General features: G+C 64.2%; 19 protein-coding genes. 4 read left to right on the top strand and 15 right to left on the bottom strand.

The window, feature by feature from the left end; all coding sequences use genetic code 11:
* Positions 1-2 precede the first annotated feature (2 nt).
* From fabZ to proS, 15 genes are all read right to left on the bottom strand, one after another.
* Positions 3-467, bottom strand: a complete 465-nt coding sequence (fabZ, locus tag HNS03_RS03880; protein ID WP_367193238.1) for a 3-hydroxyacyl-ACP dehydratase FabZ — start codon at positions 465-467, stop codon at positions 3-5.
* Positions 464-1,552 carry a UDP-3-O-(3-hydroxymyristoyl)glucosamine N-acyltransferase gene (gene lpxD, locus HNS03_RS03875; protein ID WP_367193236.1) on the bottom strand — a complete coding sequence of 363 codons (1,089 nt, stop codon included), beginning with the start codon at positions 1,550-1,552 and terminating at the stop codon, positions 464-466. Before lpxD ends, fabZ begins: the two co-directional genes overlap by 4 nt.
* Positions 1,553-1,744: 192 nt before the next feature.
* Complete coding sequence (gene bamA / locus HNS03_RS03870) at positions 1,745-4,105, bottom strand: outer membrane protein assembly factor BamA (protein WP_367193235.1); 2,361 nt, start codon at positions 4,103-4,105, stop codon at positions 1,745-1,747.
* Positions 4,106-4,521: 416 nt separating this feature from the next.
* Positions 4,522-5,658 carry an RIP metalloprotease RseP gene (gene rseP, locus HNS03_RS03865; RefSeq protein ID WP_367193233.1) on the bottom strand — a complete coding sequence of 379 codons (1,137 nt, stop codon included), beginning with the start codon at positions 5,656-5,658 and terminating at the stop codon, positions 4,522-4,524.
* A gap of 192 nt (positions 5,659-5,850) precedes the next feature.
* The gene (locus tag HNS03_RS03860; RefSeq protein WP_367193231.1) at positions 5,851-7,038 is read right to left on the bottom strand and encodes a 1-deoxy-D-xylulose-5-phosphate reductoisomerase; all 1,188 of its coding nucleotides are present in this window, start codon (positions 7,036-7,038) and stop codon (positions 5,851-5,853) included.
* Positions 7,035-7,916 (bottom strand): phosphatidate cytidylyltransferase, encoded by an 882-nt coding sequence (locus HNS03_RS03855; RefSeq protein WP_367193229.1) that lies wholly within the window; start codon positions 7,914-7,916, stop codon positions 7,035-7,037. Before HNS03_RS03855 ends, HNS03_RS03860 begins: the two co-directional genes overlap by 4 nt.
* A 2-nt stretch (positions 7,917-7,918) precedes the next feature.
* Positions 7,919-8,689 (bottom strand): isoprenyl transferase, encoded by a 771-nt coding sequence (locus HNS03_RS03850; protein WP_367193228.1) that lies wholly within the window; start codon positions 8,687-8,689, stop codon positions 7,919-7,921.
* A gap of 171 nt (positions 8,690-8,860) precedes the next feature.
* The gene (gene frr / locus HNS03_RS03845; RefSeq protein ID WP_367193226.1) at positions 8,861-9,424 is read right to left on the bottom strand and encodes a ribosome recycling factor; all 564 of its coding nucleotides are present in this window, start codon (positions 9,422-9,424) and stop codon (positions 8,861-8,863) included.
* Between the two features lie 40 nt (positions 9,425-9,464).
* The gene (pyrH, locus tag HNS03_RS03840) at positions 9,465-10,202 is read right to left on the bottom strand and encodes a UMP kinase (RefSeq protein WP_367193225.1); all 738 of its coding nucleotides are present in this window, start codon (positions 10,200-10,202) and stop codon (positions 9,465-9,467) included.
* 219 nt (positions 10,203-10,421) lie between these two features.
* Positions 10,422-11,345 (bottom strand): translation elongation factor Ts, encoded by a 924-nt coding sequence (gene tsf / locus HNS03_RS03835; RefSeq protein WP_367193223.1) that lies wholly within the window; start codon positions 11,343-11,345, stop codon positions 10,422-10,424.
* Positions 11,346-11,963: 618 nt separating this feature from the next.
* The gene (gene rpsB, locus HNS03_RS03830) at positions 11,964-12,809 is read right to left on the bottom strand and encodes a 30S ribosomal protein S2 (protein ID WP_367193222.1); all 846 of its coding nucleotides are present in this window, start codon (positions 12,807-12,809) and stop codon (positions 11,964-11,966) included.
* Between the two features lie 417 nt (positions 12,810-13,226).
* Positions 13,227-16,673 carry a DNA polymerase III subunit alpha gene (gene dnaE, locus HNS03_RS03825; protein WP_367193220.1) on the bottom strand — a complete coding sequence of 1,149 codons (3,447 nt, stop codon included), beginning with the start codon at positions 16,671-16,673 and terminating at the stop codon, positions 13,227-13,229.
* A 550-nt stretch (positions 16,674-17,223) separates the two neighbouring features.
* Positions 17,224-17,925 carry an ABC transporter ATP-binding protein gene (locus HNS03_RS03820; protein WP_367193219.1) on the bottom strand — a complete coding sequence of 234 codons (702 nt, stop codon included), beginning with the start codon at positions 17,923-17,925 and terminating at the stop codon, positions 17,224-17,226.
* Entirely contained in the window at positions 17,922-19,199 is a 1,278-nt protein-coding gene (locus HNS03_RS03815; protein WP_367193218.1) for a lipoprotein-releasing ABC transporter permease subunit, read from the bottom strand. Before HNS03_RS03815 ends, HNS03_RS03820 begins: the two co-directional genes overlap by 4 nt.
* Positions 19,192-20,520, bottom strand: coding sequence for a proline--tRNA ligase (gene proS, locus HNS03_RS03810; RefSeq protein WP_367193216.1), 1,329 nt, complete (start codon positions 20,518-20,520; stop codon positions 19,192-19,194). Before proS ends, HNS03_RS03815 begins: the two co-directional genes overlap by 8 nt.
* Positions 20,521-21,009: 489 nt before the next feature.
* Between proS and sfsA the strand changes: the two genes are divergently transcribed.
* The 4 genes from sfsA to HNS03_RS03790 all read left to right on the top strand — a co-directional run bounded on the left by sfsA (position 21,010) and on the right by HNS03_RS03790 (position 25,130).
* Positions 21,010-21,762, top strand: a complete 753-nt coding sequence (gene sfsA / locus HNS03_RS03805; protein ID WP_367193214.1) for a DNA/RNA nuclease SfsA — start codon at positions 21,010-21,012, stop codon at positions 21,760-21,762.
* A gap of 132 nt (positions 21,763-21,894) precedes the next feature.
* Positions 21,895-22,728 (top strand): type I methionyl aminopeptidase, encoded by an 834-nt coding sequence (gene map / locus HNS03_RS03800; RefSeq protein WP_367193212.1) that lies wholly within the window; start codon positions 21,895-21,897, stop codon positions 22,726-22,728.
* Between the two features lie 16 nt (positions 22,729-22,744).
* The gene (radC, locus tag HNS03_RS03795) at positions 22,745-23,458 is read left to right on the top strand and encodes a DNA repair protein RadC (protein WP_367193210.1); all 714 of its coding nucleotides are present in this window, start codon (positions 22,745-22,747) and stop codon (positions 23,456-23,458) included.
* Positions 23,459-23,597: 139 nt separating this feature from the next.
* The gene (locus tag HNS03_RS03790; protein ID WP_367193208.1) at positions 23,598-25,130 is read left to right on the top strand and encodes a circularly permuted type 2 ATP-grasp protein; all 1,533 of its coding nucleotides are present in this window, start codon (positions 23,598-23,600) and stop codon (positions 25,128-25,130) included.

The following is a 25,130-nucleotide window of genomic DNA, read 5'->3' as shown; positions in this document are numbered from 1 at the left end:
GCCTACTCGTCGATGATCATCGCGGAGATCTCAGCCTCCGCCACCTTGTTGCCGCCGACCAAGCCGACAGCGGCGAATTTCCAGATATTCTGCCGATTCTTGATCTTGGTGACGTGATATTCCAGGACATCGCCCGGAACCACGGGCTTGCGGAACTTCGCCCGATCGATCGTCATGAAGTAGACCACCTTCGGCTTCTTGTTGCCGCGCGCCGCCACGCACAGGCCGCCGGCCGTCTGCGCCATGCCTTCCACGATCAGAACGCCCGGCATCACCGGCTGCCCAGGAAAATGGCCCTGGAAATGTGGCTCATTGTAGGTGACGTTCTTGATTCCGATGCCGGACTCGTCACCCTTCATCTGGATGATGCGGTCCACCATCAAGAACGGATACCGGTGAGGCAGCATAGTGAGGACCCGCATGATGTCCGCGGCCTCCATCGTGGCCCCCTCACCCAACGCGTTCATCCAGACGTCTCCTCATCCTCATCGGACCCTTGGCGGTATCCTTCTCGTGTACCCGACCCACTCGCGTTGGCAAGCGCCCTGAGTGCTCTTTGTTCCCGTGTCCACTGCCGAACCGGGCGCGCGGGCGATCCGATCCAGCGCGCGCGTGGCGGGACATCGCTGTTCACCGCGCTCGTGCCGGCAATCTGCGCACCCGGGCCGATCACAATGTGCTCGCCAACCGACGCCTTGCCACCCAGGACAACATAGTCCCCGAGCTCGGCACTGCCGGAGATGCCGACTTCGGCGACGATCACACAGTGGCGCCCGATCTGCACGTTGTGCCCAATCTGAACCAGGTTGTCGATCTTGGTCCCTTCGCCGATCACCGTATCGCGCAAGGACCCGCGATCGACCGTCGTGTTCGCCCCGATCTCCACGTCGTCCTGAACGATCAGCCGTCCGAGTTGGGGAATCTTGATATGCTTGGCGCCCATGGAATAGCCGAAGCCGTCCTGGCCAAGCCGCACGCCGGGATGCAGGATCACACGATCCCCGATCAGGCTGTGCTGAACCGTGGCGCCGGCCCCGATGTGGCAACTCCGGCCAATCCGGCAATGACGCGCAACAACCGCGCCCGGGCCAATGACCGACCCGGCGCCAATTTCCACGTCCGGCCCGACGACCGCGCCGGGCTCCACGACCACTCCTTCCTCCAGCCGGGCAGAGGGATCCACATGGGCCGCAGGCGAGAGACCCTTCGTCTCCGTCATCGGCGGGAACATGACCGCGCCGGGGAAAAGGCGCGCGCCGATACCCGCGAAGGCCCGGTAAGGCGCCGCCACCACGAGCGCGGCCACGGACGCCGGCACATGGGCGAGGTCCGCTTGCCGACACAGCACGGCGCCGGCCGCCGTCTGACCGAGGCTCTCCCAATAGCGCTTGTTCTCGATGAAGGTGAGATCGGACGGACCAGCACGGTCCAGGGACGCAACACCGGCGATCGTTTGCGCCGGATCTCCCTGCGCGAGCTCCGCCTTTAATACTTCCGCGATCGCGCCAAGCGACAGCGGTTCCGGCGGAGCAAAAAACGTGGGTTCGGCCATCTGGACCTCAAGTCTCCGGCAAAACGTCGAACGGGCCGCGACTGCGGCCCGTTCCCAAAACACCGAACGCGCATCTGGATCGGAACGACCTCGGATCTCGCGTCCCGTCAGTGCCACGTCGCGACGTCTGACGAGAAGCCAATGACCGGATCACACCCCTCCGCGCACGGGGCCCGTTTGTCCGGCCCTCCGTTAGAAGCGGGTACCGCCACCGATCCGGAAGACCTGGGTCTCATCCGCGTCGTTCTTCACGATCGGCCAGGCGAAGTCGGCACGGAGCGGGCCAAGCGGCGAATTCCAGAGGATACCGAAGCCGGCCGTCCAGCGCAGGTCGAAGTCGTCCGACACCACGTTCACTCCGCTCGGCACGTCGTCCGGATCGACACCCCAGAGCGAACCAGCGTCACTGAACACCGCACCGGAGAAGCCGATCTCTTCCGGGATCAGCGGCAGCGGGAAGGTCGCCTCGACGCTACCGGCGATGTAGTAGCGGCCACCCAGCGCATCGCCGGTGTTGGCGTCGCGCGGACCGATACCGGAGGTGTCGAAGCCGCGGATAACCGAACCACCGATGAAGTACTGATCCTGAAGGTCCAGACCATCCTTCGTGGGCTCGATGATACCGCCCTGACCACGGACCGAGCCGACCACACCCCACGCCGGGACGATTTCCTTATAGAAACGCGCCTCGGCATTGGTCCGGGTGAAGTGGGTGTCCCCCCCCACGCCGGCGAATTCCTGCGTGAACTTGGCGTAGATGCCGTCCCGCGGGAAGTTCTGGTTGTCGAGCGTGTTGTAGATCAACGACGCACCGATCATCGACGTCAGCTTGGAGCCCTGCGACTGACAGACCGCATCCGAGATGTAGTTCTGGTTCTGGAAGCAGTTCTGCTCGGTCGTGAAATCCGGGATGTCGATGTCACGATTGTAGATCTTGTAGAAGGGCTGCAGCGTGGTGTCGTCGTTCAGCGGGAAGCCGAACCGCAAGGTGCCGCCCGTCAAGGTCTGGTCGTAGGACTGCGTGGAGTCGGCGTCGTCGGTCCGATTGTAGACATCGAAGCCCGCCGCGATCCGCCGGCCCAGGAAGAAGGGCTCGGTGAAGGAGAATTCGACGTTGGTCGAGTTCTCGCCGCCACCGACGAGGAACTTCACGTACTGGCCGCGGCCGAGGAAGTTGCGCTCCTCGATCGAGACGTCGCCAATGATGCCGTCGGAGCTGGAGTAGCCCACACCGAAGGAGACCTTACCGGTCGGCTTCTCTTCCACGTAGACATTGACGATCACGCGGTCGGGGGACGAGCCCTGCTCGGTCGCGATCCGCACCGTCTCGAAGAAACCGAGCTGATTGAGGCGGCGCTCGGCGCGATCCACCAGCACGCGGTTGTAGGCATCACCTTCGACGATGTCGAACTCACGCCGGATCACGTAGTCCCGGGTCGACGTGTTGCCGATGATGTTGATCCGCTCGATGTAGGCGCGCGGCCCCTCGTCGATCTGATAGCTGATCGAGATGGTGTGGTTCTCGAAATCGCGCTGACCGCGAGGACGGACCTGAGCGAACGGATAGCCCTTGCCGGAGGCGGCAATCGTCAGGTTCTCAAGCGACTTCTCGACCAGCTCGGAGGAGTAGACGCGGCCGGACCGGGTCTCCAAATCGCCCCGCATCTTTTCCGGGTCGAGCGAGCTCAGCGTGGTGTCGATGTCGATATCGCCGAACCGGTACTGCGGGCCCTCTTCGACCGTGTAGGTGATGAAGAAGGTGTTACGCTCGCGATCGAAGTCGGCAACCGAGGAGATGATGCGGAAGTCCGCATAGCCGTGGTTGTAATAGAAGCGGCGCAGCAGTTCCTGGTCGGCGGCGAACCGGTCCGGGTCGTAGGTGTCCGTGGTCCGGAGCCAGCCGAGATAGCCGGACTGACGCGTCTTGATCACATCACGCAAGCGACCGTCGGAGAAATGGTCGTTACCGATGAAGGTGATGCGCGCAACCTCGGTCTTGCCGCCCTCGTTGATCTCGAACACGAGGTCGACGCGGTTCTGCTGGAGATCGATGATCTTCGGCTCGACGCTGGCCTGATAGTTGCCGCGGCGACGGTAGGTCTCCAGGATCCGCTCGACGTCGGACTGCACCCGCGCGCGGGTCAGAACGGAGCGCTCCTTGGATTGCACCACACCGGCCAGCGTTTCATCCGAAAGGCCACGATTGCCCTCGAAATTCACGCGGTTAATGATCGGGTTTTCGCGAACGGTGACGACCAGGGTCGAACCGCGCTGCACAATCTGCACATCGGCGAACAGGCCGGTGGCAAACAGGCTTTCGATCGACTGGTCGATGTCGCTCGGCCCGAACGATTGACCGGGTTTGATCGTGAGGTAAGCCCGCACGGTCTCCGGATCGATCCGGGTATTGCCCTCAACATCGATGGAACGCACCACCGCCGCTTCAGCCGGCGTCGCGGAAACAAGCGAGCCCATGGGCGCGGCAACCGCCGCGATCACGAAAAGGGCGAGGGCGAGAGTGATCTTACGGATCAAGTCGGGAGTAGCGTGCATTGCGGGGGATTGGCCCTCTGTGCTCCGCATCTTCCGCCGACAGACAGCGGCATGCCTACGCGTTACGATCTGCGATGCGGTTGGTATTGCAGGCTTTTGGCGCCGAAGCAAGACGAGCCACCGGGTCACTCCCACGATTCCAGGGAAACCGTGGCCCGTTCGACACGCTTGCCCGAAGCGCCGGACAAGAGCGGGAGAAATGGCGGATTCTGGCCGCGTTCGGCAAGTGGGTTGCGCCGCAAAATGCGTTTATACCCCCTAAAAGTCAGGATTTTTCCGACTTTCCGGGGCAGCAGCGTTAATTCGGCCTTAACCCTGACGGATTATTTTTACGCGAGCACTGTTGATTGACACATCCTTAGGATGGCGCCTTCAGCGCGCTTCGCGCCACGGAAGAAATTACCCAAGTCGGATTCTCATGACCCTGCGATCTGGCGGATGTCGTTGAAGGTCGCGAAGATCATCAGCATCAGAACGAGCGCGAGCCCGATCCGAAATCCGATGTCCTGGGAGCGCTCCGACAGCGGACGACCGCGCGCGGCCTCGATGCCGTAGAAGACCAGATGCCCGCCATCGAGCATGGGAATCGGCAACAGATTGATCAGGCCGATCGAGACCGACAGCACGGCGGCGAGGTTGATCAGCGCCGTAATCCCGAGCGTTGCCACCTGGCTGGACACCTGGGCGACCCGAATCGGACCACCGAGCTGATCGGCCGATTCCCGCCCGACCACGACACCGGCGACATAGGACGCCGTCCGCTCCACGATGAACCAAGTCTCCCCCACCCCGGCCAGGAAGGCGGCCGGTAGCGAATAGGTCTTGGTCTCCACCGACGCCGCATCGGTCGCCCGGCTGATGCCGAGCACGCCGATTCGATGGGTGTTGCCGAAACCATCGGACACCTCGCGGAACTCCGGCGTCGCCGTCAGATCGACGTGCGTGCCGCCGCGGTTGACGGTGAAGGACAACGGCACCTCCGCACTTCCGGAGACCATTCGCTGCACGTCGGAGAAAGCTTCGATCTTGTGCCCGTCGATCGACACGATCACGTCGCCCGGCTCAAAGCCGGCGACCGCCGCCGGAGAGTCCGGCTGCACGGTATCGACCTGCGCAGCCGTCATCGGCCGGCCGAACGCCACGAACAAGACCGTGAAAATCACGATCGCCAACACGAAATTCGCCGCCGGCCCTGCGGCCACGACCGCCGCCCGCTGCCAGACCGGCTTCAGAAAGAAGCTGGTGGCGCGCTCCTGGTCGGACATGTGCGCGATGGCGTCATGGTCCGGAACGCTGGCGGCGTTCTCGTCTCCCTCGAAGCGGACATAGCCACCGAGCGGGACCAGCGCGACGCGCCAGCGCGTTCCGTGGCGGTCATTCCAGCCGAAGAGTTCCGGCCCAAAGCCGATGGAGAACGTCCGCACCGCGACGCCGCACCAGCGAGCCACCAGGAAGTGGCCCAGCTCGTGAAAGAAGACGACGATGGTCAGCACGAACAGAAAAGGCACAATATAAGAGAGGATCGTTGTGCCGTATCCGCTGATCAGGTCCATCGTCCGTCCGTCCTCGTCGCTAGAGCATGTCCCGTTCGAATTGAATCGATCTGAACGATAAGCACTTGCTCAAACAATTGAATTTGGAACCGTTTCTTGTCGCTCAGATGTTTCCATCAGAGCGGAAAGGCTCAAAGCGCGTCAAAAGCCCGTACCGCGGGGAAGCAAGTCGATGCGTGCGCCCGCCCGCGATCAAGCCCTTGCCAATTCCGAAATCGCTTCTTTCGCCGTCCGGCGCGCATAGGCATCAAGCGCCGCCACGTCGTCCAGCGACTTCGGTTCCGACACCATATGGGCACGTTCGGCGGAATTAAGAACCCGCTCCACGCACGCGGCGATATCCAGAAAGCCGATCCGCTTCTCCAAAAAGGCGAACACAGCCACCTCGTTCGCCGCATTGAGCAACGTCGGAGCCCCCTCCCCGCGACGAAGCGCCGCCATGGCGAGACCCAGACATTCGAAGCGGTCAAGATCCGGCGCTTCAAAGGTCAGGCTCCCGATCTCGACCAAATCAAGCGGCTTGACGCGCGTTGGCGCGCGATCCGGCCAATTCAGGCAGTTGGCGATCGGGGTGCGCATGTCCGGCGTCCCGAGCTGCGCCAGACAGGAGCCATCGGAGTAGCGCACGAGCCCGTGCACGATCGATTGCGGGTGCACCACAACGGAAAGCTGGTCGGGGCGGACCGGAAACAGATGGTATGCCTCGATCAGCTCCAGCCCCTTGTTCATCAAGGTAGCCGAATCGATGGTGATTTTCGCGCCCATCGACCAGTTGGGATGCTTCAAGGCCTGCTCGGGCCCGGCCGCAGCCATCTTCGCCCGGTCCCAGGTCCGGAATGGACCGCCCGACGCCGTCAGGATCACCTCTTCGATCGCGTCGAGCGCATTGTCCTCGAACACCTGGAAGATGGCGTTGTGCTCCGAATCGACGGGCAGGATGGTGGCGCCGGCGCGCTTCGCCTCCGCCATGACAAGCGAGCCTGCGGTCACCAGGCACTCTTTGTTGGCGATCGCCACCCGTGTTCCAGTGCGAATGGCGGCGAGCGTCGGCGCCAGTCCCGCCGCACCGCTGATCGCCGCCACGACGATATCCGCCGGCATCGCGCCGAGATCGGTCAGTGCCGCCAGGCCGGCCGCCGTCGCGATGCCGGTTCCCGCGAGCGCGTCGGCCAATGCGCCCTCTTGGCCTTCGTCGGCAATCACGACCCGCTCCGGCCGATGGCGTTTGGCGATGTCGGCAAGCGCATCGGCGTTGCGGTGCGCGGCGATCCCGACCAGCCGAAACCGGTCGGGCGCCTGAGACATCACGTCAAGCGTTGCCGTTCCGATCGAACCGGTGGCCCCGAGAACGACGACACGCAGGGGCAAGGATTGGCTCATCCGCCGGCTCCGATCACACTGAAAAATCCGGCCGAGGGCCCGCCCGGCGCATTGGCCGCCACGCCCACGATGAGCGCAAGCACGCCAGCGGCCAGGATGCCGTCGACACGATCCATGAGCCCACCGTGGCCCGGAATGAGACGCCCGGAATCCTTAAGGCCAAAGCGGCGCTTGGCGCCCGATTCCAAGAGGTCTCCAAGCTGAGCCACGATCGACAGCGCAAGAAACACAGCCACCCCAAGCGTCGATACCGATACCCCGGCCGCCCACATCAACAGCCAGCCGGCCACACCGCCGGCCGCGAGGCCGCCGATCGCTCCCGACCAGGTCTTCTTGGGCGAGACCGACGGCCAAAGCTTCGGGCCGCCGAATGTGCGTCCTACGAAAAAAGCGAGAATGTCGGTGGCCCAGCCCACCGCGAACAGAAGCAGGACCACCAGAAATCCACGCTCGCCCTGGCGAAGCGCCATGAACGCCACAACCCCGAAGCCGGCATAGGCGAGCCCGCCGGCCGTCCAGGCCCTGACGCCTCGCCGGGGCCGGCCCGCTGCCGTCACCGTGGTCACCGCGAGGCCCGTCATCGCCACCCCCGCCAGAAGCAGCGCGACAGCGGAGGCCACATCGCGGAAAAAGGTCACCAGCGCGGCGCCCGCCAGAGCCCCGACCGCCACCAGGAACGCAATCGAGCGCCACGGCACCGCGATCATGCGGAACCATTCCACCATCACCACCAGGCCGAGCAGGACGAGACCGAACGCGAAATAGCCATCCCCCGCCCAGGCGAGCAGCAACGCCGCCGGCGCCAGGACGGCCGACGACACCACCCGTCGGATCAGATCTGCGTCAATGTGCGGGCCGTTGCGAGAAGGGCGCGACACGGCTATCCGCCGGTGACGCCGGCCACCACCCCTCCGAACCGGCGGTTGCGGTTGCGGAACTCGCTCAATGCCGCTTCCAGAGCCGCTTCGTCGAAATCCGGCCAGAGCTCCGGCACGAACACGAACTCCGCGTAAGCCGCCTGCCACATGAGAAAGTTGGACAGCCGACTCTCGCCGCTGGTACGAATGATCAGATCGGGGTCCGGGATGCCGGCGGTATCGAGATACGACGCGATCAGCGTCTCATCGACCGCGTCGGCGGCAATCTCCCCGGCCGCAACACGCTCCGCCACGATCCGGCAAGCCCGGGCGATCTCGTCACGCCCGCCATAGTTGAACGCGACCAGAAGCGTCATGCCGGTGTTGGCACGCGTCGTCTCTTCCGCGTGCGTCAGCAACTCGTTGATTTCCTTGGAAAGATTGTCGCGGCGCCCGATCGGACGAACCCGAATGTTGTTCTGATCGAGCTCGCGCAAATCCTGCTCGATGAACCGTCGTAAAAGCCCCATGAGGCTCGCAACTTCCTGAGCCGGGCGCGACCAGTTCTCCGACGAAAAGCTGAACACGGTCAGATGGCGCACGCCGAGCTTAGCGGCGTGACGAACCGTGCGCCGCAGCGCATCGACGCCTTTGCGATGGCCGGCGACCCGCGGCAGCCCTCGCGCCTCGGCCCAGCGACCGTTGCCGTCCATGATGATGCCGATATGAACCGGCACGGTCGGTGCTTCCGTATCGAAATCCGGGCGCGCCGACACCCCTCCCAAGACGGACATTTTCAACGGCCTCACTGACCGGTAAGAACGGAAATCACGGACCTCAAAACCGTTTGGCAACGCTTTTGAAGATCCCGTCACGCCTTGCGGTTGCTTGCCGCTCGCCAAGGGCGTGACCGAAACGAATACGGGGGGCGCGGGCGCGGTTCTCGTCGCGGCCCGCAAACACAATCAGACCTGCGTGATTTCCTGTTCCTTCTGGCTCAGCACCTGATCGATCTCCGCCACGGAATCATCGGTCAGCTTCTGAACCCGCTCGGACAGGACACGGCTGTCGTCCTGGCTGATCTCGCCCTCTTTTTCCAAGAGCTTGATCTCTTCCATGCCGTCGCGGCGGACGTGACGAACGGACACCTTCGCCTGCTCGGCATATTTGTGCGCGACGCGCACCAGCTCCTGGCGACGCTCGGCATTCAACTCCGGGATCGGAATCCGCATCAACTGGCCTTCGACCACCGGATTGAGCCCGAGCGAGGACTCACGAATCGCGCGCTCCACCGCACCGACTGCTGACCGGTCCCAAACCTGAACTGAAATCATCCGCGCCTCCGGCACGGAGATGGTCGCAACCTGGTTCAGCGGCATGTGGCTGCCGTACATCTCAACCTGGATCGGATCGAGCATGCTGCTCGACGCCCGACCGGTCCGCAGCCCCGCCAGATCCTGGCGCAGAACGCTGATGGCCCCCTGCATGCGACGTTTGATATCTTCAAGATCGAGCGCGGTATCCGTCATTCTTGCCTCATTGGGATCGGTTGGCCTCGAAGCCCAGGACTCACCCCGAGTTGGCGTCTTCGACCGTGACCAACGTGGAGCGGCCTCCCCCAGCCGCAACCGCCACGAACGCACCAGGCTCGCCGATTGAGAACACGCTTACCGGAATCCGGTTGTCGCGAGCAAGGGCGATTGCGGTGGCGTCCATAACCGAAAGACCGCGCGCGAGCACTTCACGGTGCGTCAGACGATCGAATCGGCTCGCCGTCGGGTCGGTTTTGGGATCGGCACTATAGACCCCGTCGACCTGGGTGCCCTTCATCACCACCTCGCATCCCATCTCCACGGCGCGCAGCACCGCTCCGGTATCGGTCGTGAAAAAGGGGTTCCCCGTGCCGCCGGCGAACAACACCACGCGACCGGCCTGAAAGTGGCCGAGCGCGGCACGCTGGGTGAAGGAATCGCAAATCGTCGGAACGGCGATGGCCGACAGCACCCGGGCCGGCACGCCCCGCGAGGTCAGCGCCGCATTGAGTGCAAGCGCGTTCATGACCGTCGCCAGCATGCCCATATGGTCGCCGCTGACGCGATCGAGACCACTGGACGCGATCTGAGCGCCGCGAACGAAATTGCCGCCGCCGACCACGACGCCGACCTGGCCGCCGAGCTCGACAACCTGCTTGATTTCATCGGCGATGCGGCTGGTGACGGCAGGATCGATCCCGAAACCGCCCTTGCCGGTCAACGCCTCGCCCGAGAGCTTCAGAAGGATGCGTCGCCAACGCAGGTCGGTGGCCATATCGATGCTGCCTGTCTGGACGTTGGCGCAAGCGTCAGACTGCGCCGCCATTCGAAAGAAAGACCGATCGCGGATCGGTCCTGTCCCTTGTCCCCATTGCCACGTCCGCCATCGGAGCGACATCAGCCGACGAAGCGCAGCATCAGGGGCGCCGACCCCGACCGGGCTCGGCTCAGAAAAAAGCCCGCCGATCAATCCGACCGGCGGGCTCCGATATCGTCAGGAACCGGCTGCCGCCGCGACTTCCGCGGCGAAGTCCGAGCTTTCCTTCTCGATGCCCTCGCCCAACGCGAAGCGCACGAACGCAACGAGCTTGATCGGCGCACCGGCATCGGCCTGGGCCGCCTCGATAGCCTGCTCCACGGTCTTGTCCGGGTCGACCACGAAGCTCTGCTTCAGGAGCGCAACTTCCTCGAAGAACTTGCGCATCCGGCCGTCCACCATCTTCTCGATGATGTTCTCCGGCTTGCCCGACTGACGGGCCTGGTCGGCATAGACTTCCCGCTCGCGGGCCACCACGCCGGCATCCACCTCGTCCGGCGAGACGGCCAGCGGATTGACCGCCGCAACATGCATGGCGATGCGCTTGCCGAGGTCCTGCAGCACCTCAGGCTTGCCCTCCGATTCCAGGGCCACCAGAACGCCGAGCTTGCCGAGCCCATCGGCCACGGAGTTGTGGACGTAGGTCGCAACGATACCCGGCGAAACCGACAGCACGGCCACGCGGCGCAGCGTCATGTTCTCGCCGATGGTCGCGATCGCCTCGGTGATCTCCTCGCCAATGGAGTGCCCCGCGCCCGGCATCGCCGCCGCCAGCAGGGCATCACGATCACCGGCCGTCGCAAGCGCTTCGTTCGCGACGGTGCGCACGAGCGTCTGGAACTGCTCATTGCGAGCCACGAAGTCGGTCTCTGCGTTGACCTCGACCACGGCGGCCGAGCTATCGCCCTGGGCCACGCCGATCAGGCCTTCGGCCGCTACGCGGTCCGCCTTCTTCGCTGCCTTCGACAGGCCCTTCTTGCGCAGCCAATCGATCGCAACTTCCATGTCGCCGCCGCTCTCGGTCAGCGCCCGCTTGCAATCCATCATGCCGGCGCCGGTCTTCTCGCGGAGTTCTTTGACCTCTTGAGCCGAGATGCTCATCTTAAGTCCTCGCCTGAGTTCTATCCTGGTCGCTGCGGCCGCAAACGGGAGACACCGGCGAGGATTTCGTCGGGCCGTCCCGGACGGATCGGATCCGTCCACCTGCGGGCGCGAGTTACATGCGCGATCGGCGCGCGGAAGTCGAGAACCGATCGCGGTCGATCGCAGATCCGCTCCCGACCGGCGCATAGGCCAGCCCAAGAGCACGCGCTTCGGGCCATCACACACGACAGCCCCGCCAGAGCCACTTCCGATCAGCGAAAACACGCGAACGAAAACGGCTCCGATGCGATCAAAAAGCAGGCGCGCAGAACGCAAATGCAGCCTTCCGCGAGCCCCGCTTCACCCTTTCGAGCCAACCGCTCGGTGCGATTTAGGTCCCCGAGCAAGTCCCGTTCAAATTGAACCAATCTGAACGATAAGGACCCACTCGAGATCTTAAACCTGAAGCCATTTCTTGCCGCTCGGGTGTTTCCTTCCGAGCGGAAAAGGCTCCAGTGATCCCAAACCGGCACGTCGAACGCCGCTTCCGCTATCACTGGCGTGCGAAACGGCTCTCGGCGGTCATCTCACGCGTTTCGGGGCAGCGAACCGATGTTCGCGTCGCCCACAAACGCTTTAGCTCTTCTCGGTGGTCTCGGCCTCGACCGGCTGTTCGCCTTCCACGACCTCAGCCGGAACCGGCACTTCTTCCGGTCCAGTGTCGGCCGGCGTTTCGAGGCTGGTTTCCTCGTAGGGAGCCTCTTCCTCGCCGAGGTCGGCACCGAGCGAGCCCTGGGCCCGCGACAGGCCGTCGATCGCCGCCCGCGAGATCAGGTCGCAATAAAGCGTGATCGCACGTGCCGCGTCGTCGTTGCCCGGAACAGGATAGGTGATGCCGTCCGGATCACAGTTGGAATCGACGATCGCCGCCACCGGAATTCCGAGCCGGCGCGCTTCCTGAACCGCGATCTGCTCACGGTTGGTGTCGATCACGAACACCAGGTCGGGCACGCCGCCCATGTCCTTGATGCCACCGAGGTTGCGCTCGAGCTTCTCGCGCTCGCGATCCATGAACAGGCGCTCTTTCTTGGTGAGCCCCTGCGGATCGCTCGCGATCGTCTCCTCCAGGCGACGCAGACGTTGAATCGAGACCGAAATGGTCTTCCAGTTCGTCAGCATGCCGCCGAGCCAGCGCGCGTTGACATAATACTGGGCCGACCGGCGCGCCGATTCCGCGATCGCTTCCTGGGCCGCGCGCTTGGTGCCGACCATCAGAACGCGGCCGCCGCCAGCGACGGTATCGGAGACCGCCTTCAGCGCCTGATCCAGCATCGGCACGGTCTGCGCGAGATCGATGATATGGATGTTGTTGCGATCCCCGAAAATGAACGGGGCCATCTTCGGATTCCAGCGGTGGGTCTGGTGGCCGAAGTGCACGCCGGCTTCCAGAAGCTGGCGCATGGTAAAGCTGGGCAGAGCCATCTGCTGCCTCTCCTCTCGTATTCGATCCGGTTAAGCCTCCGCGGGGGGTTGCGCGCGATCGACTACGATCGCCCACACCGGATCCTCAGGACCACCGTAACCGGCTTCCTCAAGGAGACCCCCGCGTGTGGAATGAAACGCGATATAGGCACTTCCGGTCGGCAAGGCAAGCGTTTGCATTCGCTGCCCGTCATGATCGGGCCCAACGGCGGGACCAAGGGGCGTCCGACTGAGCGAACTGGCCCCCGAATACCCGGCTTCTCGGTAGTTCCCGCATTTACGGAGCCAGCGCACAACAGCCACTGTCTTCACGCGTTTCCGGAGGCAAAACCGGTTCCCACATTTCTTGGGATTTGGCTCTCTTCTCAACGCAAATCCCAGGCGGAAAACCGGTTCCCACTTTTCTTGGGATTTGCTCTACGCAAACTCCACCTGGACAACACCCGGAAGCTGTTTCAGCGCGCTCGCGACCGGCGGAGTCACCTGATAACGCCCGGGCAACTTCACCTCGACCTCGCGCTTGCCGTCGTCGACCAGAAGCACGAGCGACACGTCGGCATCGCCGGAGCGCGGAAGATGCCGCTTCAGCCCGTCCAGCGGCGCGGCATCGCGCAGGAACACCCGCAGCGAGCGCTTCAGCCTGAGAGCGGCCTCGTCGAGCGGTTCGACCGACTGGATGCGCGCCGACACCCCCTCCTCGCGCTCCTCCGCATGCACCATCAAGATGACGGACTGGCCGGGCTCCAGAAGATCGCGATACTGAGCCAGGCCATCGGAGAAGATCACCGCCTCGTACTGGCCGGTCGGGTCCGACATCCGCACGATGCCCATCCGGTTGCCCGAGCGCGTCCGGCGCTCCTGACGCTGGGTGACGGTGCCGACCAGCCGCGCCGCGGTTGCGCCGCGCTTCACCGCCTCCACGAAGGTCGCCCACATCTGGACCCGCATGCGCTCCAGGACTTGGCGATAGTCATCGAGCGGATGGGCCGACAGATAGAAACCGATGGCCGCATATTCCCGCTGCAGCGTTTCCGCCGGAACCCAGGGCAGAATATCGGGCAGCTCGACCGGCTGCGGCTCGCCCCCGAAGAAATCGTTCTGACCTGAGGCGCGCCCCTCGGCGTTGCGCTGGGCGATGCCTAGCACCCGGTCGAGCCCTTCCATCAGCCGGGCGCGGTTGGGCTGCAGCGTGTCGAAGGCGCCGGCCGCCACCAGACACTCCAGCCCGCGCTTGTTGGCGACCTTCGGATTGATCCTGTGCGCGAAATCGGTGATGTCGCGGAATGGCCGCTCCCGGCGCAGCTCCACCACATGGTCCACCAGCGGCCGCCCGACCCCCTTGATGGCGTTGAGCGCATAGACGATCGACCCGTCCGCCACCGAAAAAGTCGCCGCCGACTGGTTCACCGACGGCGGCAGCACCTTGATGTCGAGGCGCATCGCCTCGCGGCGGAAATCCGACAGCTTGTCGGTGTTGCCCATGTCGAGCGTCATGGTGGCGGCGAGGAACTCGACGGGGTAGTTCGCTTTCAGCCAGGCCGTGTGGTAGGCGACCAGGGCGTAGGCAGCGGCGTGCGACTTGTTGAAGCCGTAGTTGGCGAACTTCGCCACCAGGTCGAAAATCGTCGAGGCGTCGGATTTCTTGACGCCGCGCTCCACCGCGCCCTCCACGAAGCGGCCGCGCTGGACGTCCATCTCCGCCTTGATCTTCTTGCCCATGGCGCGGCGCAGAAGATCGGCGTCGCCGAGCGAGTAGCCGGAGAGAATCTGGGCAATCTGCATCACCTGCTCCTGGTAGATGATGATGCCGTAGGTCTCCTTCAGGATCGGCTCCAGGAGCGGATGCAGATAGTCGGGCTCCTCCTCGCCGTGCTTGCGGCGGTTGTAGCTCGGGATGTTGTCCATCGGACCCGGCCGATAGAGCGCCACGATGGCGATCAGATCCTCGAACCGGTCGGGCCGCATGCCGATCAGCGCCTTGCGCATCCCGGCACTTTCCAACTGGAACACGCCGACCGTCTCGCCACGAGCCAGCATTTCGTAGGTCGCCGCATCGTCGAGCGGCAGCGACGCGAGATCGATGTCGATGCCACGGTCCGCGATCAGCTTCACGGCGTGGTCGATCACGGTCAGCGTCTTCAAGCCGAGGAAGTCGAACTTCACCAGCCCCGCCTGCTCCACCCATTTCATGTTGAACTGGGTGACCGGCATGTCGGAGCGCGGGTCTCGGTACATCGGGACCAGCTCGTCCAGCGACCGATCGCCGATCACGATGCCGGCGGCATGGGTCGATGCGTGCCGGTAGAGACCTTCCAGCTTCATCGCCATGCGCAGCAAGGTGGCGACGACAGGCTCCTCCTCGCGCGCCTCCTGCAGCCGCGGCTCGCCGTCCACCGCCTCCTTCAGTGTCACCGGATTGGCCGGATTGGCCGGCACCAGCTTGCAGAGCTTGTCGACCTGGCCGTAGGGCAGCTCCAGCACGCGCCCGACATCGCGCAAGACCGCGCGCGCCTGCAGCGATCCGAAGGTGATGATCTGGCCGACCTGATCGTGCCCGTACTTCTGCTGGACGTAAGAGATCACCTCCTCGCGCCGCTCCTGGCAGAAGTCGATGTCGAAGTCCGGCATCGACACGCGCTCGGGGTTGAGGAAGCGTTCGAACAGAAGGCCGAAGCGAAGCGGATCGAGATCGGTGATCGTCAGCGCATAGGCGACGAGCGAGCCCGCACCCGAGCCACGACCCGGCCCGACGGGAATGTCCTCGCCCTTGGCCCACTGGATGAAGTCGGACACGATCAGGAAGTAGCCCGGATACTTCATCTTGATGATGATGGAGAGCTCGTGCTCGAGCCGGGCGTGATAGTCGGATTCCTCCGTCCCTGGTGCCGGCCCGTGGGCGGCGAGGCGGGCGGCCAGGCCATCCACCGCCAGCTTGCGCAGCGCCTCCGCCTCGGCGGCTTCCGCCGCCTCGTAGTCGACGTCGTCGCCGGTCGCAAAGCGCGGCAGAATCGGATTGTGCTTCCTGGGCCGGGTGACGCAGCGCCGGGCGATCTCCACCGTCGAGGCCAACGCCTCCGGCAGGTCGGCAAACAGCTCGACCATCTCCGCCCGGCTTTTGAAATAGTGTTCGGGCGTGAGCTGGCGGCGATTGTCCTCGTTGAGCCGGCGCCCTTCCGCGATACAAATCAGCGCGTCATGGGCCTCGAAGTCGTCCCGGGCCTGGAAGAAGACCTCGTTGGTGGCGACCAGCGGCACGCCCGCCTCATATGCGAAATCGAGGAACAGCGGCTCGCAGGTCGCCTCCTCCGCCAGTCCGTGGCGCTGAAGCTCGCAGTAGAATCGATCGCCGAAGGTGTCCGCCAGCCAATCGAATCGCTTGCGGGCGAGCACCTCGGTGCCGCGCAGGATCGCCTGACCGATCGGCCCGCCGGCACCGCCGGAGAGGCAGATCAGGCCCGAACAATGCTCGGCGAGAGCGTCGGCGGGAATGTGCGGCCGGGTGCCGGGGACCGGATCCAGGTGCGACCGGGAGACCAGCTTCACCAGGTTGGCGTAACCTTCGGCGGTGGCGGCGATCAGAACCAGGCTCGGCATCGCCGCGTCGGCCTGGCGTCGGTTGCCATCCTCCTCCAGGAACGAGACGGCGACCTGACAGCCCACGATCGGCTGCACCCCCTCGCCCGCCGCCTTTTCGGAAAACTCCAGCGCGCCGAACAGGTTGCCGCTGTCGGTGACGGCCACCGCCGGCTGGCGATCGGCCTTGGCAAGCTTGACCAGGTCCTTCAGGTGCAGCGCGCCTTCCAGCAGCGAAAAGGCGGAATGCACCCGCAGATGAATAAAGCCAGGCCCCTCGCTCGCGCTCATGTCGTCAAACCCCGTATCTGGCCGCAGGAGGCGGGCGGAAAGCCGACCCCACATCCCGCCCCGACTTTGCCGCCGCATCCTGTCCCGGTCGACCTTGCCGGATCATCCGTCCACAGCCGATCGGTCGCGGAGCCGGCAAACCGGCCCATCCAATTGGCGCAGATCGCGGCAAGTTTCCCGGTTTGTTCCCCAAAAAAACTAGTGAAATCGGGTCAGCGCATCGAGCCACACGAGCATAGTGGCCCCAAACAGCGTGAGAGCGACGAGGGTCGTCAGGTCATAAGCGAAGCGGATCATCAGTGCCTCCATTTCAGGTGGAACGCCGTAGGACCGGCGCCTCGTTCGTCCTTTGTTCCCTTCACTATGTTCTCACTTCGTTCCGCCCGTCAAGGCTCTCCGCCCGCCTCGATCCGGCGTCGTTAAGAATTGGTTTTCGCGAAGGACGAACGGACCGACCAAGCGCTGAGCACTCCAGCAGGTCACCGGAGGCTCAGCGCCGCATGTCAAAAGCGAACGAGAGATGCGGGCGGAAAACCGGTGCCCATCCCGCTCAGACCTGCTCGCAGCGCCCGTCTACCAAGGTGACGCGGCGGTCCATGCGGTCGGCAAGTTCATGGTTGTGGGTCGCCACCAGGGCCGCAAGGCCGGTGAAGCGCGCCAGCCGCACGAATGCGGAGAACACATGCTCCGCCGTTCCGGGATCGAGATTGCCGGTCGGCTCGTCGGCGAGCAGCAAGGCCGGGCGATTCGCCACCGCGCGGGCGATCGCCACGCGTTGACGCTCTCCGCCGGAGAGCTCGCCAGGCCGGTGGCTGGCACGCGGGGCAACGCCGAGCTCGTCGAGCAACTCATTGGCCGCGCGCTCGGCCTCTCGCTTGGAGACGCCCGCCAGCCGCAGCGGCATGCTCACATTCTCCAGCGCGGTGAAATCCGGCAGGAGGTGATGGAACTGATAGACCATGCCGATCGCGCCGCGGCGCAGATCCGTACGGGCACTATCGCCAAGCCCCGTGGTGTCGACGCCGGCGACTTCCACACGTCCGCTGTCGGGACGCTCCAGGAGGGCCGCGATGTGGAGCAGCGTCGACTTGCCAGCGCCCGACGGCGCCACCAGCGCGACCAGCTCCCCCGGCGCAAGCCTCAAGTCGACGCCGCGCAGGACCGCCAGCTCGCCCGCGCCTTCCCGGTAGCGACGCTCGACGGCCGACAGCACCAGCGCGTCGGCGCGTTCGGAGGGTTTGGTCCCACTCATTCGCTGCGCAACGCCTCGACCGGATCGACCGCCGCCGCCTTCCAGGCCGGATAAAGCGTCGCCAGGAAGGAAAGAATCAGCGCCATCAGCACCACCGCCATGGTCTCGCCGGTTTCCATGTCGGCCGGCAGCCGGCTGAGAAAATAGAGTTCGGGGGAGAACAGTTCCGTCCGCGTCACCCAGGAGATCGCCTGCCGGATCTCCTCGATATTCAGGCAGACCAGCGTGCCAAGGCCCAGGCCGGCGAGTGTCCCGATGGTGCCGATCGACAACCCCGCCAAGATGAACACCCGCAGCACCGTGCCGCGCGTCGCACCCATTGTTCGCAGAATCGCGATGTCACGGGCCTTGTCCTTCACCAGCATGGTCAGGCCGGAGATGATGTTCAGCACGGCGACCAGCACGATCAACGTCAGGATCAGGAACATCACATTGCGCTCCACCTCAAGGGCGGAAAAGAAGGTGGTGTTCCGCTGTCGCCAGTCGATCAGATACACTTGGCGCTCGGCGGCCGTCATGATCGGCTGGCGCAAGGCGTCGACCTGATCGGGATCGTCGACGAACACCTCGATCGCGGTCACCGTGCCGTCCGAATTGAAGAAATACTGCGCCTCCGACAGCGGCATGTAGATGATGGAGGAATCATACTCCGACATGCCGACCTCGAAGATAGCATCGATCGGATAGCTCTCGCTGCGCGGGGTGACGCCGAACGGGGTGACATCGCCGTCCTGGGTCAGAAGCCGGAGACTGTCGCCAACGGTGACGCCCAGGCTCGCCGCCAGCCGGGACCCGATGACGATCCCCTTGCCGTCGCCGAAGACGGACAAATCGCCCAGGATCAGATTGTCGGAGACGAGGTGCAGCGCGTCCAAGTCCGGCTTGGAAAGTCCGCGCACGAGGGCGCCGGTGGCACCGCCCGGCCCCGTCACGAACGCCTGGCCCTCGACATAGGGCATGGCGAGCCGCACGCCGGGGATGACCTCGATGCGATCTGCGACTCCTTCATAGTCCGTCAGATCGCTGCCGATCGGCTGGACCAGGAAATGGCCGTTCACGCCCAGGATCTTGGTGAAGAGCTCGTTGCGGAAGCCGTTCATCACCGCCATCACGATGATAAGGGTCGCCACCCCGAGCATGACGCCCAGAAAGGAGAAACCCGCGATCACCGAGATGAAGGTGTCGCGCCGGCGCGAGCGCAGATAGCGGCCGGCGATCAACCATTCCAGGGCGGAGAAGGCGCCGATGCCGCCGGCGCCCGAGGCCTCAGCCATGGCGGGCCTCGACGAGCCGGTTCACCGCGGCATCGAGGGAGAGCGTCCGGCGCTCACCGGTGGCGCGATGCTTCACCTCGACTTCGCCCTGGGCCAGCCCGCGCGGGCCAACGATCAGTTGCCAGGGCAACCCGATCAGGTCCATGGCCGCGAACTTGGCGCCGGCACGCTGGTCGACATCGTCATAGAGCACGCTCACGCCGGCCTTTTCCAATCGTTCGTAAAGCGCCTCGCAGGCCGTGTCGCTCTCTCCGTCGCCGGGCTTCAGATTGATCAGGCCGACGTCGAACGGGCTGAGCGACGCCGGCCAGATAATGCCGTCCTCGTCGTGGCTTGCCTCGATCACCGCCCCCACCAAGCGGGAGACCCCCACGCCATAGGAACCCATGTGTACCGGACGCTCTACACCATCGGGACCGGCCACCTTCGCGCCCATCGGTTCGGAATATTTGGTGCCGAAATAGAAGATGTGGCCGATCTCGATGCCGCGCGCGGCCACCTGCCGCGCCTCGGGCAACGCGTCAAAGGCGGCCGTGTCGTGCATGTCGTCGGTGGCGGCATATTTCGCCGTCCAGGAGTCGACGATCGGCGACAGATCGCTTTCGAAATCCGTGTCCTCAGCGGGAATCGGTAAATCCAGGAGATCCTTGTCGCAATAGACCGCGCTCTCGCCGGTCGACGCGAGAATGATGAACTCATGAGACAGGTCCCCGCCGATCGGGCCGGTCTCGGCGCGCATCGGGATCGCCGTCAATCCCATGCGGCTGAAGGTGCGCAAATAGGCGACGAACATCCGGTTGTAGGCCCGGCGTGCGCCTTCCTGGTCGATGTCGAAGGAATAGGCGTCCTTCATCAGGAATTCCCGCCCGCGCATGACCCCGAAGCGCGGGCGCACCTCGTCGCGGAACTTCCATTGGATATGGTAGAGGTTCAGGGGCAATTCGCGGTAGCTGCGCACGTACGACCGGAAGATGTCGGTGATCATCTCCTCGTTGGTCGGGCCGTAGAGCATCGGCCGCTCGTGGCGGTCGGTGATGCGCAGCATCTCCAGCCCGTAGTCGTCGTAGCGACCCGATTCCATCCAGAGGTCCGCCGACTGGATCGTCGGCATCAGCACTTCCTGGGCGCCGGCGCGATTCTGCTCCTCGCGGACGATCTGCTCGACCTTCTCCAGAACCGCGCGCCCGAACGGGAGCCACGAATAGATGCCAGCCGACTGCTGGCGAATCATACCCGCACGCAGCATCAGCCGGTGCGAGACGATCTCCGCCTCTTTCGGCGTTTCCTTGAGAATCGGCAGGAAGTAGCGGGACAGGCGCATCTCTGAGGGTGCTTTCTTTGAAACGATCGGCGTCGGCGAGCGGAGTGAAACCCTCCGCAACGCAAATGACAAGGGCAGAGTGCCGTGCAGCGGCGGCACCGGAATGCCCGCGTTTTCGCGCCATTTGCAACACGAATCGCACGGTTCAAGTTTCGCTGCAGCGCAGCAAATTATAAAACAAGCAAAAAAGTTGGGCGGCAGTTGCACAAAATGATGACAGACCGAAATTCACTTGCTATGGTTTTGACATAACGCAACGACATCGACTTGAGTATCGGTGTCGAAGGCTTCGCGGTCTGAGTCTTGGGAGGAAGCCTCTCTGGCGCAGTATCAATCTGCTGCCGCGCATGGTCGGAAACCGACTTAAGCGCACAGAGAGGACGGACGCGGAACTAAAAGCAGCAAGGCGAAAGCCTTGCTCTTTTTTTTTGCGCGCAGCTACCTTCGCGAAGCCTCCCTTCCTTGGGTTTTCATGCGTCGAACCTCGTCATGCAGCTTCCCTCGCCTCTTGTGTCCGCGCGGTTGCTTCGCCGCTACAAGCGTTTTCTGGCCGATGTCCGACTGGATGATGGCTCCATCATCACGGTCCACTGCCCGAATCCGGGCGCAATGACAGGCCTGGACGCGCCGGAGAGCCCGGTCTGGCTGTCGGTGTCGTCTAACCCCAAGCGCAAGCTTCCCCATACACTCGAGCTGGTCGAAGTCGATGGGGACCTGGTGGGAATCAACACCGCCCACCCCAACCGCATCGCGGCCGAAGCGATTTCGCAGGATCGGATCGCGCCGCTTTCAGGCTACGATCGAATCCGCCGTGAGGTCCGCTACGGCAAGGCAAGCAGGGTGGATCTCGTCCTGGAGGGCGACGGTCGGCCGCCCTGCTATGTCGAGATCAAGAACGTTCACCTGATGCGCCAGACCGGCCTGGCGGAATTTCCCGATTCGGTGACCACGCGCGGCGCGCGCCATCTGGACGAACTTGCCGCCATGGTGGCCGATGGCTGCCGCGCGGTGATGCTGTACGTCGTTCAGCGTACCGACTGCGACCGGTTTTCGCTGGCTGCCGATATCGACCCCGGCTACGCGGCCGCCTTCCTTAAGGCGCAGGAGGCCGGCGTCGAAGCCTATGTCTATCGCTGCGCCATCACCATGGATGCGATTCGGCTTACGGATCCAATCGCGTTCGCTACAGTGCCAAGCGAAAAAGCGGGTCCCGGTCTTTCGTCAGAACCGGCGCGTCCGTAACGCAGGACCAGAACATCAGGCTATACGGATCGTCCACACGATCCGATTGACGCAGCACCGCTGAAATCGCGGTCGAGTGCTGCTATGTAAGAGGGTAGGAACCCGTCCGAGGGGTCGCCCACGGAGCACAGAATGATCGAATATGTCGACGCCGCCCTCGCCCCGATGAAGAACACGGGGCAGGTTCGGCTTTATGATGACGACGGTTTCACCGCCATGCGCAAGGCGAGCCAGATCACCGCGGAATGCCTCGACCGTCTTGCCGACATCGTCGTGCCCGGCGTTTCGACCGAGGAGATCGACCGGTTCGTCTACGAATTCGGCGCGGCCCACAACGCATTGCCGGCGACGCTCTATTATCGCGGCTATCGCAAGTCGACCTGCACCTCGATCAATCATGTGGTCTGCCACGGCATCCCTTCGCCCAAGCCGCTGCGCGAAGGCGACATCGTCAACATCGACGTGACCTACGTGGTCGACGGCTGGTACGGCGATTCCAGCCGCATGTACGCGGTCGGCCAGGTGAAGCGCGCCGCCGAGCGGCTGATGGAGGTGACCTATCAGTCGCTCCTGCGCGGCATCGAGGCGGTCAAGCCCGGCGCCACCACCGGCGACATCGGCGCCGCTATCCAGACCTACGTGGAGGGCGAGCGCTGCTCCGTGGTGCGCGATTTCTGCGGCCACGGCGTCGGGCGCCTGTTCCACGATACGCCGAACATCCTGCACTACGGCCGCCCCGGCGAAGGCGTCACGCTGCAGCCCGGCATGATCTTCACCATCGAGCCGATGGTGAATCTCGGCCGCCCCCACGTGAAAATCCTGTCGGACGGGTGGACCGCGGTGACCCGCGACCGCTCGCTGTCGGCTCAGTACGAACATTCGATCGGCGTTACCGAAACCGGCCGGGAGATCTTCACCCTCTCGCCGGGCGGCTTCGACGCCCCCTCGCTCGCCGTGCGGACCTGACCGTTCGAGGGACCAGATGGCCGACGATGTCGATGGCTGTTCCGATGCCGGCCGCGTACCGGGGGTGGAAGGTCATCGCCAACGTCTGAAGGAGCGCTTCGAGCAAGCGGGCGCGGATGCGCTCGCCGACTATGAGCTGCTCGAGCTTTTGTTGTTCCGCTCGATTCCGCGCCGCGACACCAAGCCGATTGCCAAGCGGCTGCTCGCCCGTTTCGGTTCATTCGCCGATGTGCTCTCCGCCCCGCCCCGGCGGTTGATCGAGGTGGAAGGCGTCGGCCCCGGCGTGGTCCAGGACCTCAAGGTGGTGCATGCCGCCGTGCAGCGCTTCGCGCGCGGTCAGGTCAAGCGCAAGACCGTGCTGTCGTCGTGGAGCGAGGTGCTGGACTACTGCCGCACGGCGATGGCGTTTTCCGAGCGCGAGCAGTTCCGCATCCTGTTTCTGGACAAGAAGAACGCGCTGATCGCCGACGAGCTGCAGCAAACCGGCACCGTCGACCACACGCCGGTCTATCCGCGCGAAATCGTCAAGCGCGCGCTGGAGGTGTCGGCGAGCGCCGTCATCCTGGTTCATAATCACCCGTCCGGGGATCCAACTCCTTCGCGCGCCGACATCCAGATGACGCGCCAGATCGTGGAAATTGCCGCCCCGCTCGGGATCTCCGTGCACGACCACATTATCGTCGGACGCCAAGGCCACGCGAGCTTTCGCGGCCTGAAGCTGATCGATTGACCTGGCTCGACACCAATCGTGCCGCGATTTTAGGCATTTCCAGAAAATCAGATATTCTTGCCCGCAAGATGATCACACGGCTTGCGGAACCGGCATCCGTCGCGATTAAATCGGGCTGTCGATCCAACCAGGTGCGTTCATGGTCACAACTCCCTTCGACGAGATGACGATTGCCGGCGACGGTTGCCGGCCCGCCTACAACCTTGTCAAAGCTTGGCTGGAAGAAAACGACCTGGACACGCTGAGGCACCGCTCGCACGAGGCGGAACTTCTCTTCCGCCGCATCGGGATCACCTTCGCCGTCTATGGGCAGGCGGAGGCAGAGGAACGGATCATTCCGTTCGACGTGGTGCCGCGCGTGCTGACGTCCGGCGAATGGCATCGCCTGTCCCAGGGGCTGACCCAGCGCGTGCGGGCGCTCAACGCGTTCCTGGCCGACATTTACGGCAAGGGAGAGATCCTCCGTGCCGGCGTCGTGCCGGAAGACCTAGTCTATCAGAACCCCTATTTCCGGCCGGAAATGATCGGGCTGAAAGTGCCCCGTTCCATCTACGTGCCGATCTCCGGCATCGACATCGTTCGCGTCGACGCGGAGACCTTCTACGTGCTGGAGGACAACGCGCGCACCCCGTCCGGCGTCTCCTACATGCTGGAGAACCGGGAGGTCATGATGCGGCTGTTCCCGGACCTGTTCTCCGAGCACCGCATCGCGCCGGTGGAGAACTATCCCGACGAGCTTCTTCAGACGCTGCAGTCGCTGGCGCCGGACTCCACCCGCGGCGAGCCGAACGTCGTGCTCTTGACGCCGGGCCAGTTCAACAGCGCGTATTACGAACACTCCTTCCTCGCCGATCGGCTGGGCGTGGAGCTGGTGGAAGGGCGCGACCTGTTCGTGCGCGACGCCACCGTTTTCATGCGCACCACCCAGGGGCCGAAACGGGTCGATGTGATCTATCGCCGCCTCGACGACGAATTCCTGGACCCGCTGGTATTCCGGCCCGATTCGATCCTGGGCGTGCCGGGATTGATGTCGGCCTACCGCGCCGGCAACGTCGCGCTGGCCAACGCTGTCGGCACCGGCGTCGCTGACGACAAAGCGATCTACACCTACATGCCGGAGATCGTGCGCTTCTATTTCGGCGAGGAACCGATCCTGAAGAACGTACCTACCTGGCGCTGCCGCGAACCCGAGGCGCTGGCCTACGTGCTCGACCATCTGGACGAGCTCGTGGTCAAGGAGGTCTCCGGGTCCGGCGGCTACGGCATGCTGGTGGGTCCCAAGGCCGACAAGGAGACGATCGAAACCTTCCGCGCCAAGCTGAAGGCCAAGCCGGACGAATTCATCGCCCAGCCCACGCTTGCCCTCTCCACCTGCCCGACCTTCGTCGGCGACGGCATCGCGCCGCGCCACGTCGATCTAAGGCCCTTCGTGCTCACCGGCGCCGACCGGGTACGGATCGTGCCCGGCGGGCTGACGCGCGTCGCCATGCGGGAAGGATCGCTGGTGGTGAATTCCAGCCAGGGCGGCGGCACCAAGGACACGTGGGTGTTGGACGCGCCGGACGATACCGGCGCAACACCGTCGTCCGCTCCTGTGGATGCCGGCGCATCCCAGAGCCAGCCCCAGGCGCAGACCACCGCCAGTCAAAGCCAAAGCCAGGGCCAGAACTGA

Origin of the sequence: Amorphus sp. 3PC139-8 (assembly GCF_040750475.1) — a bacterium.
GTDB lineage: Bacteria > Pseudomonadota > Alphaproteobacteria > Rhizobiales > Amorphaceae > Amorphus.
Note: the sequence above shows the minus strand (reverse complement) of the source record. Positions and strands in the feature narration are given on the sequence as shown.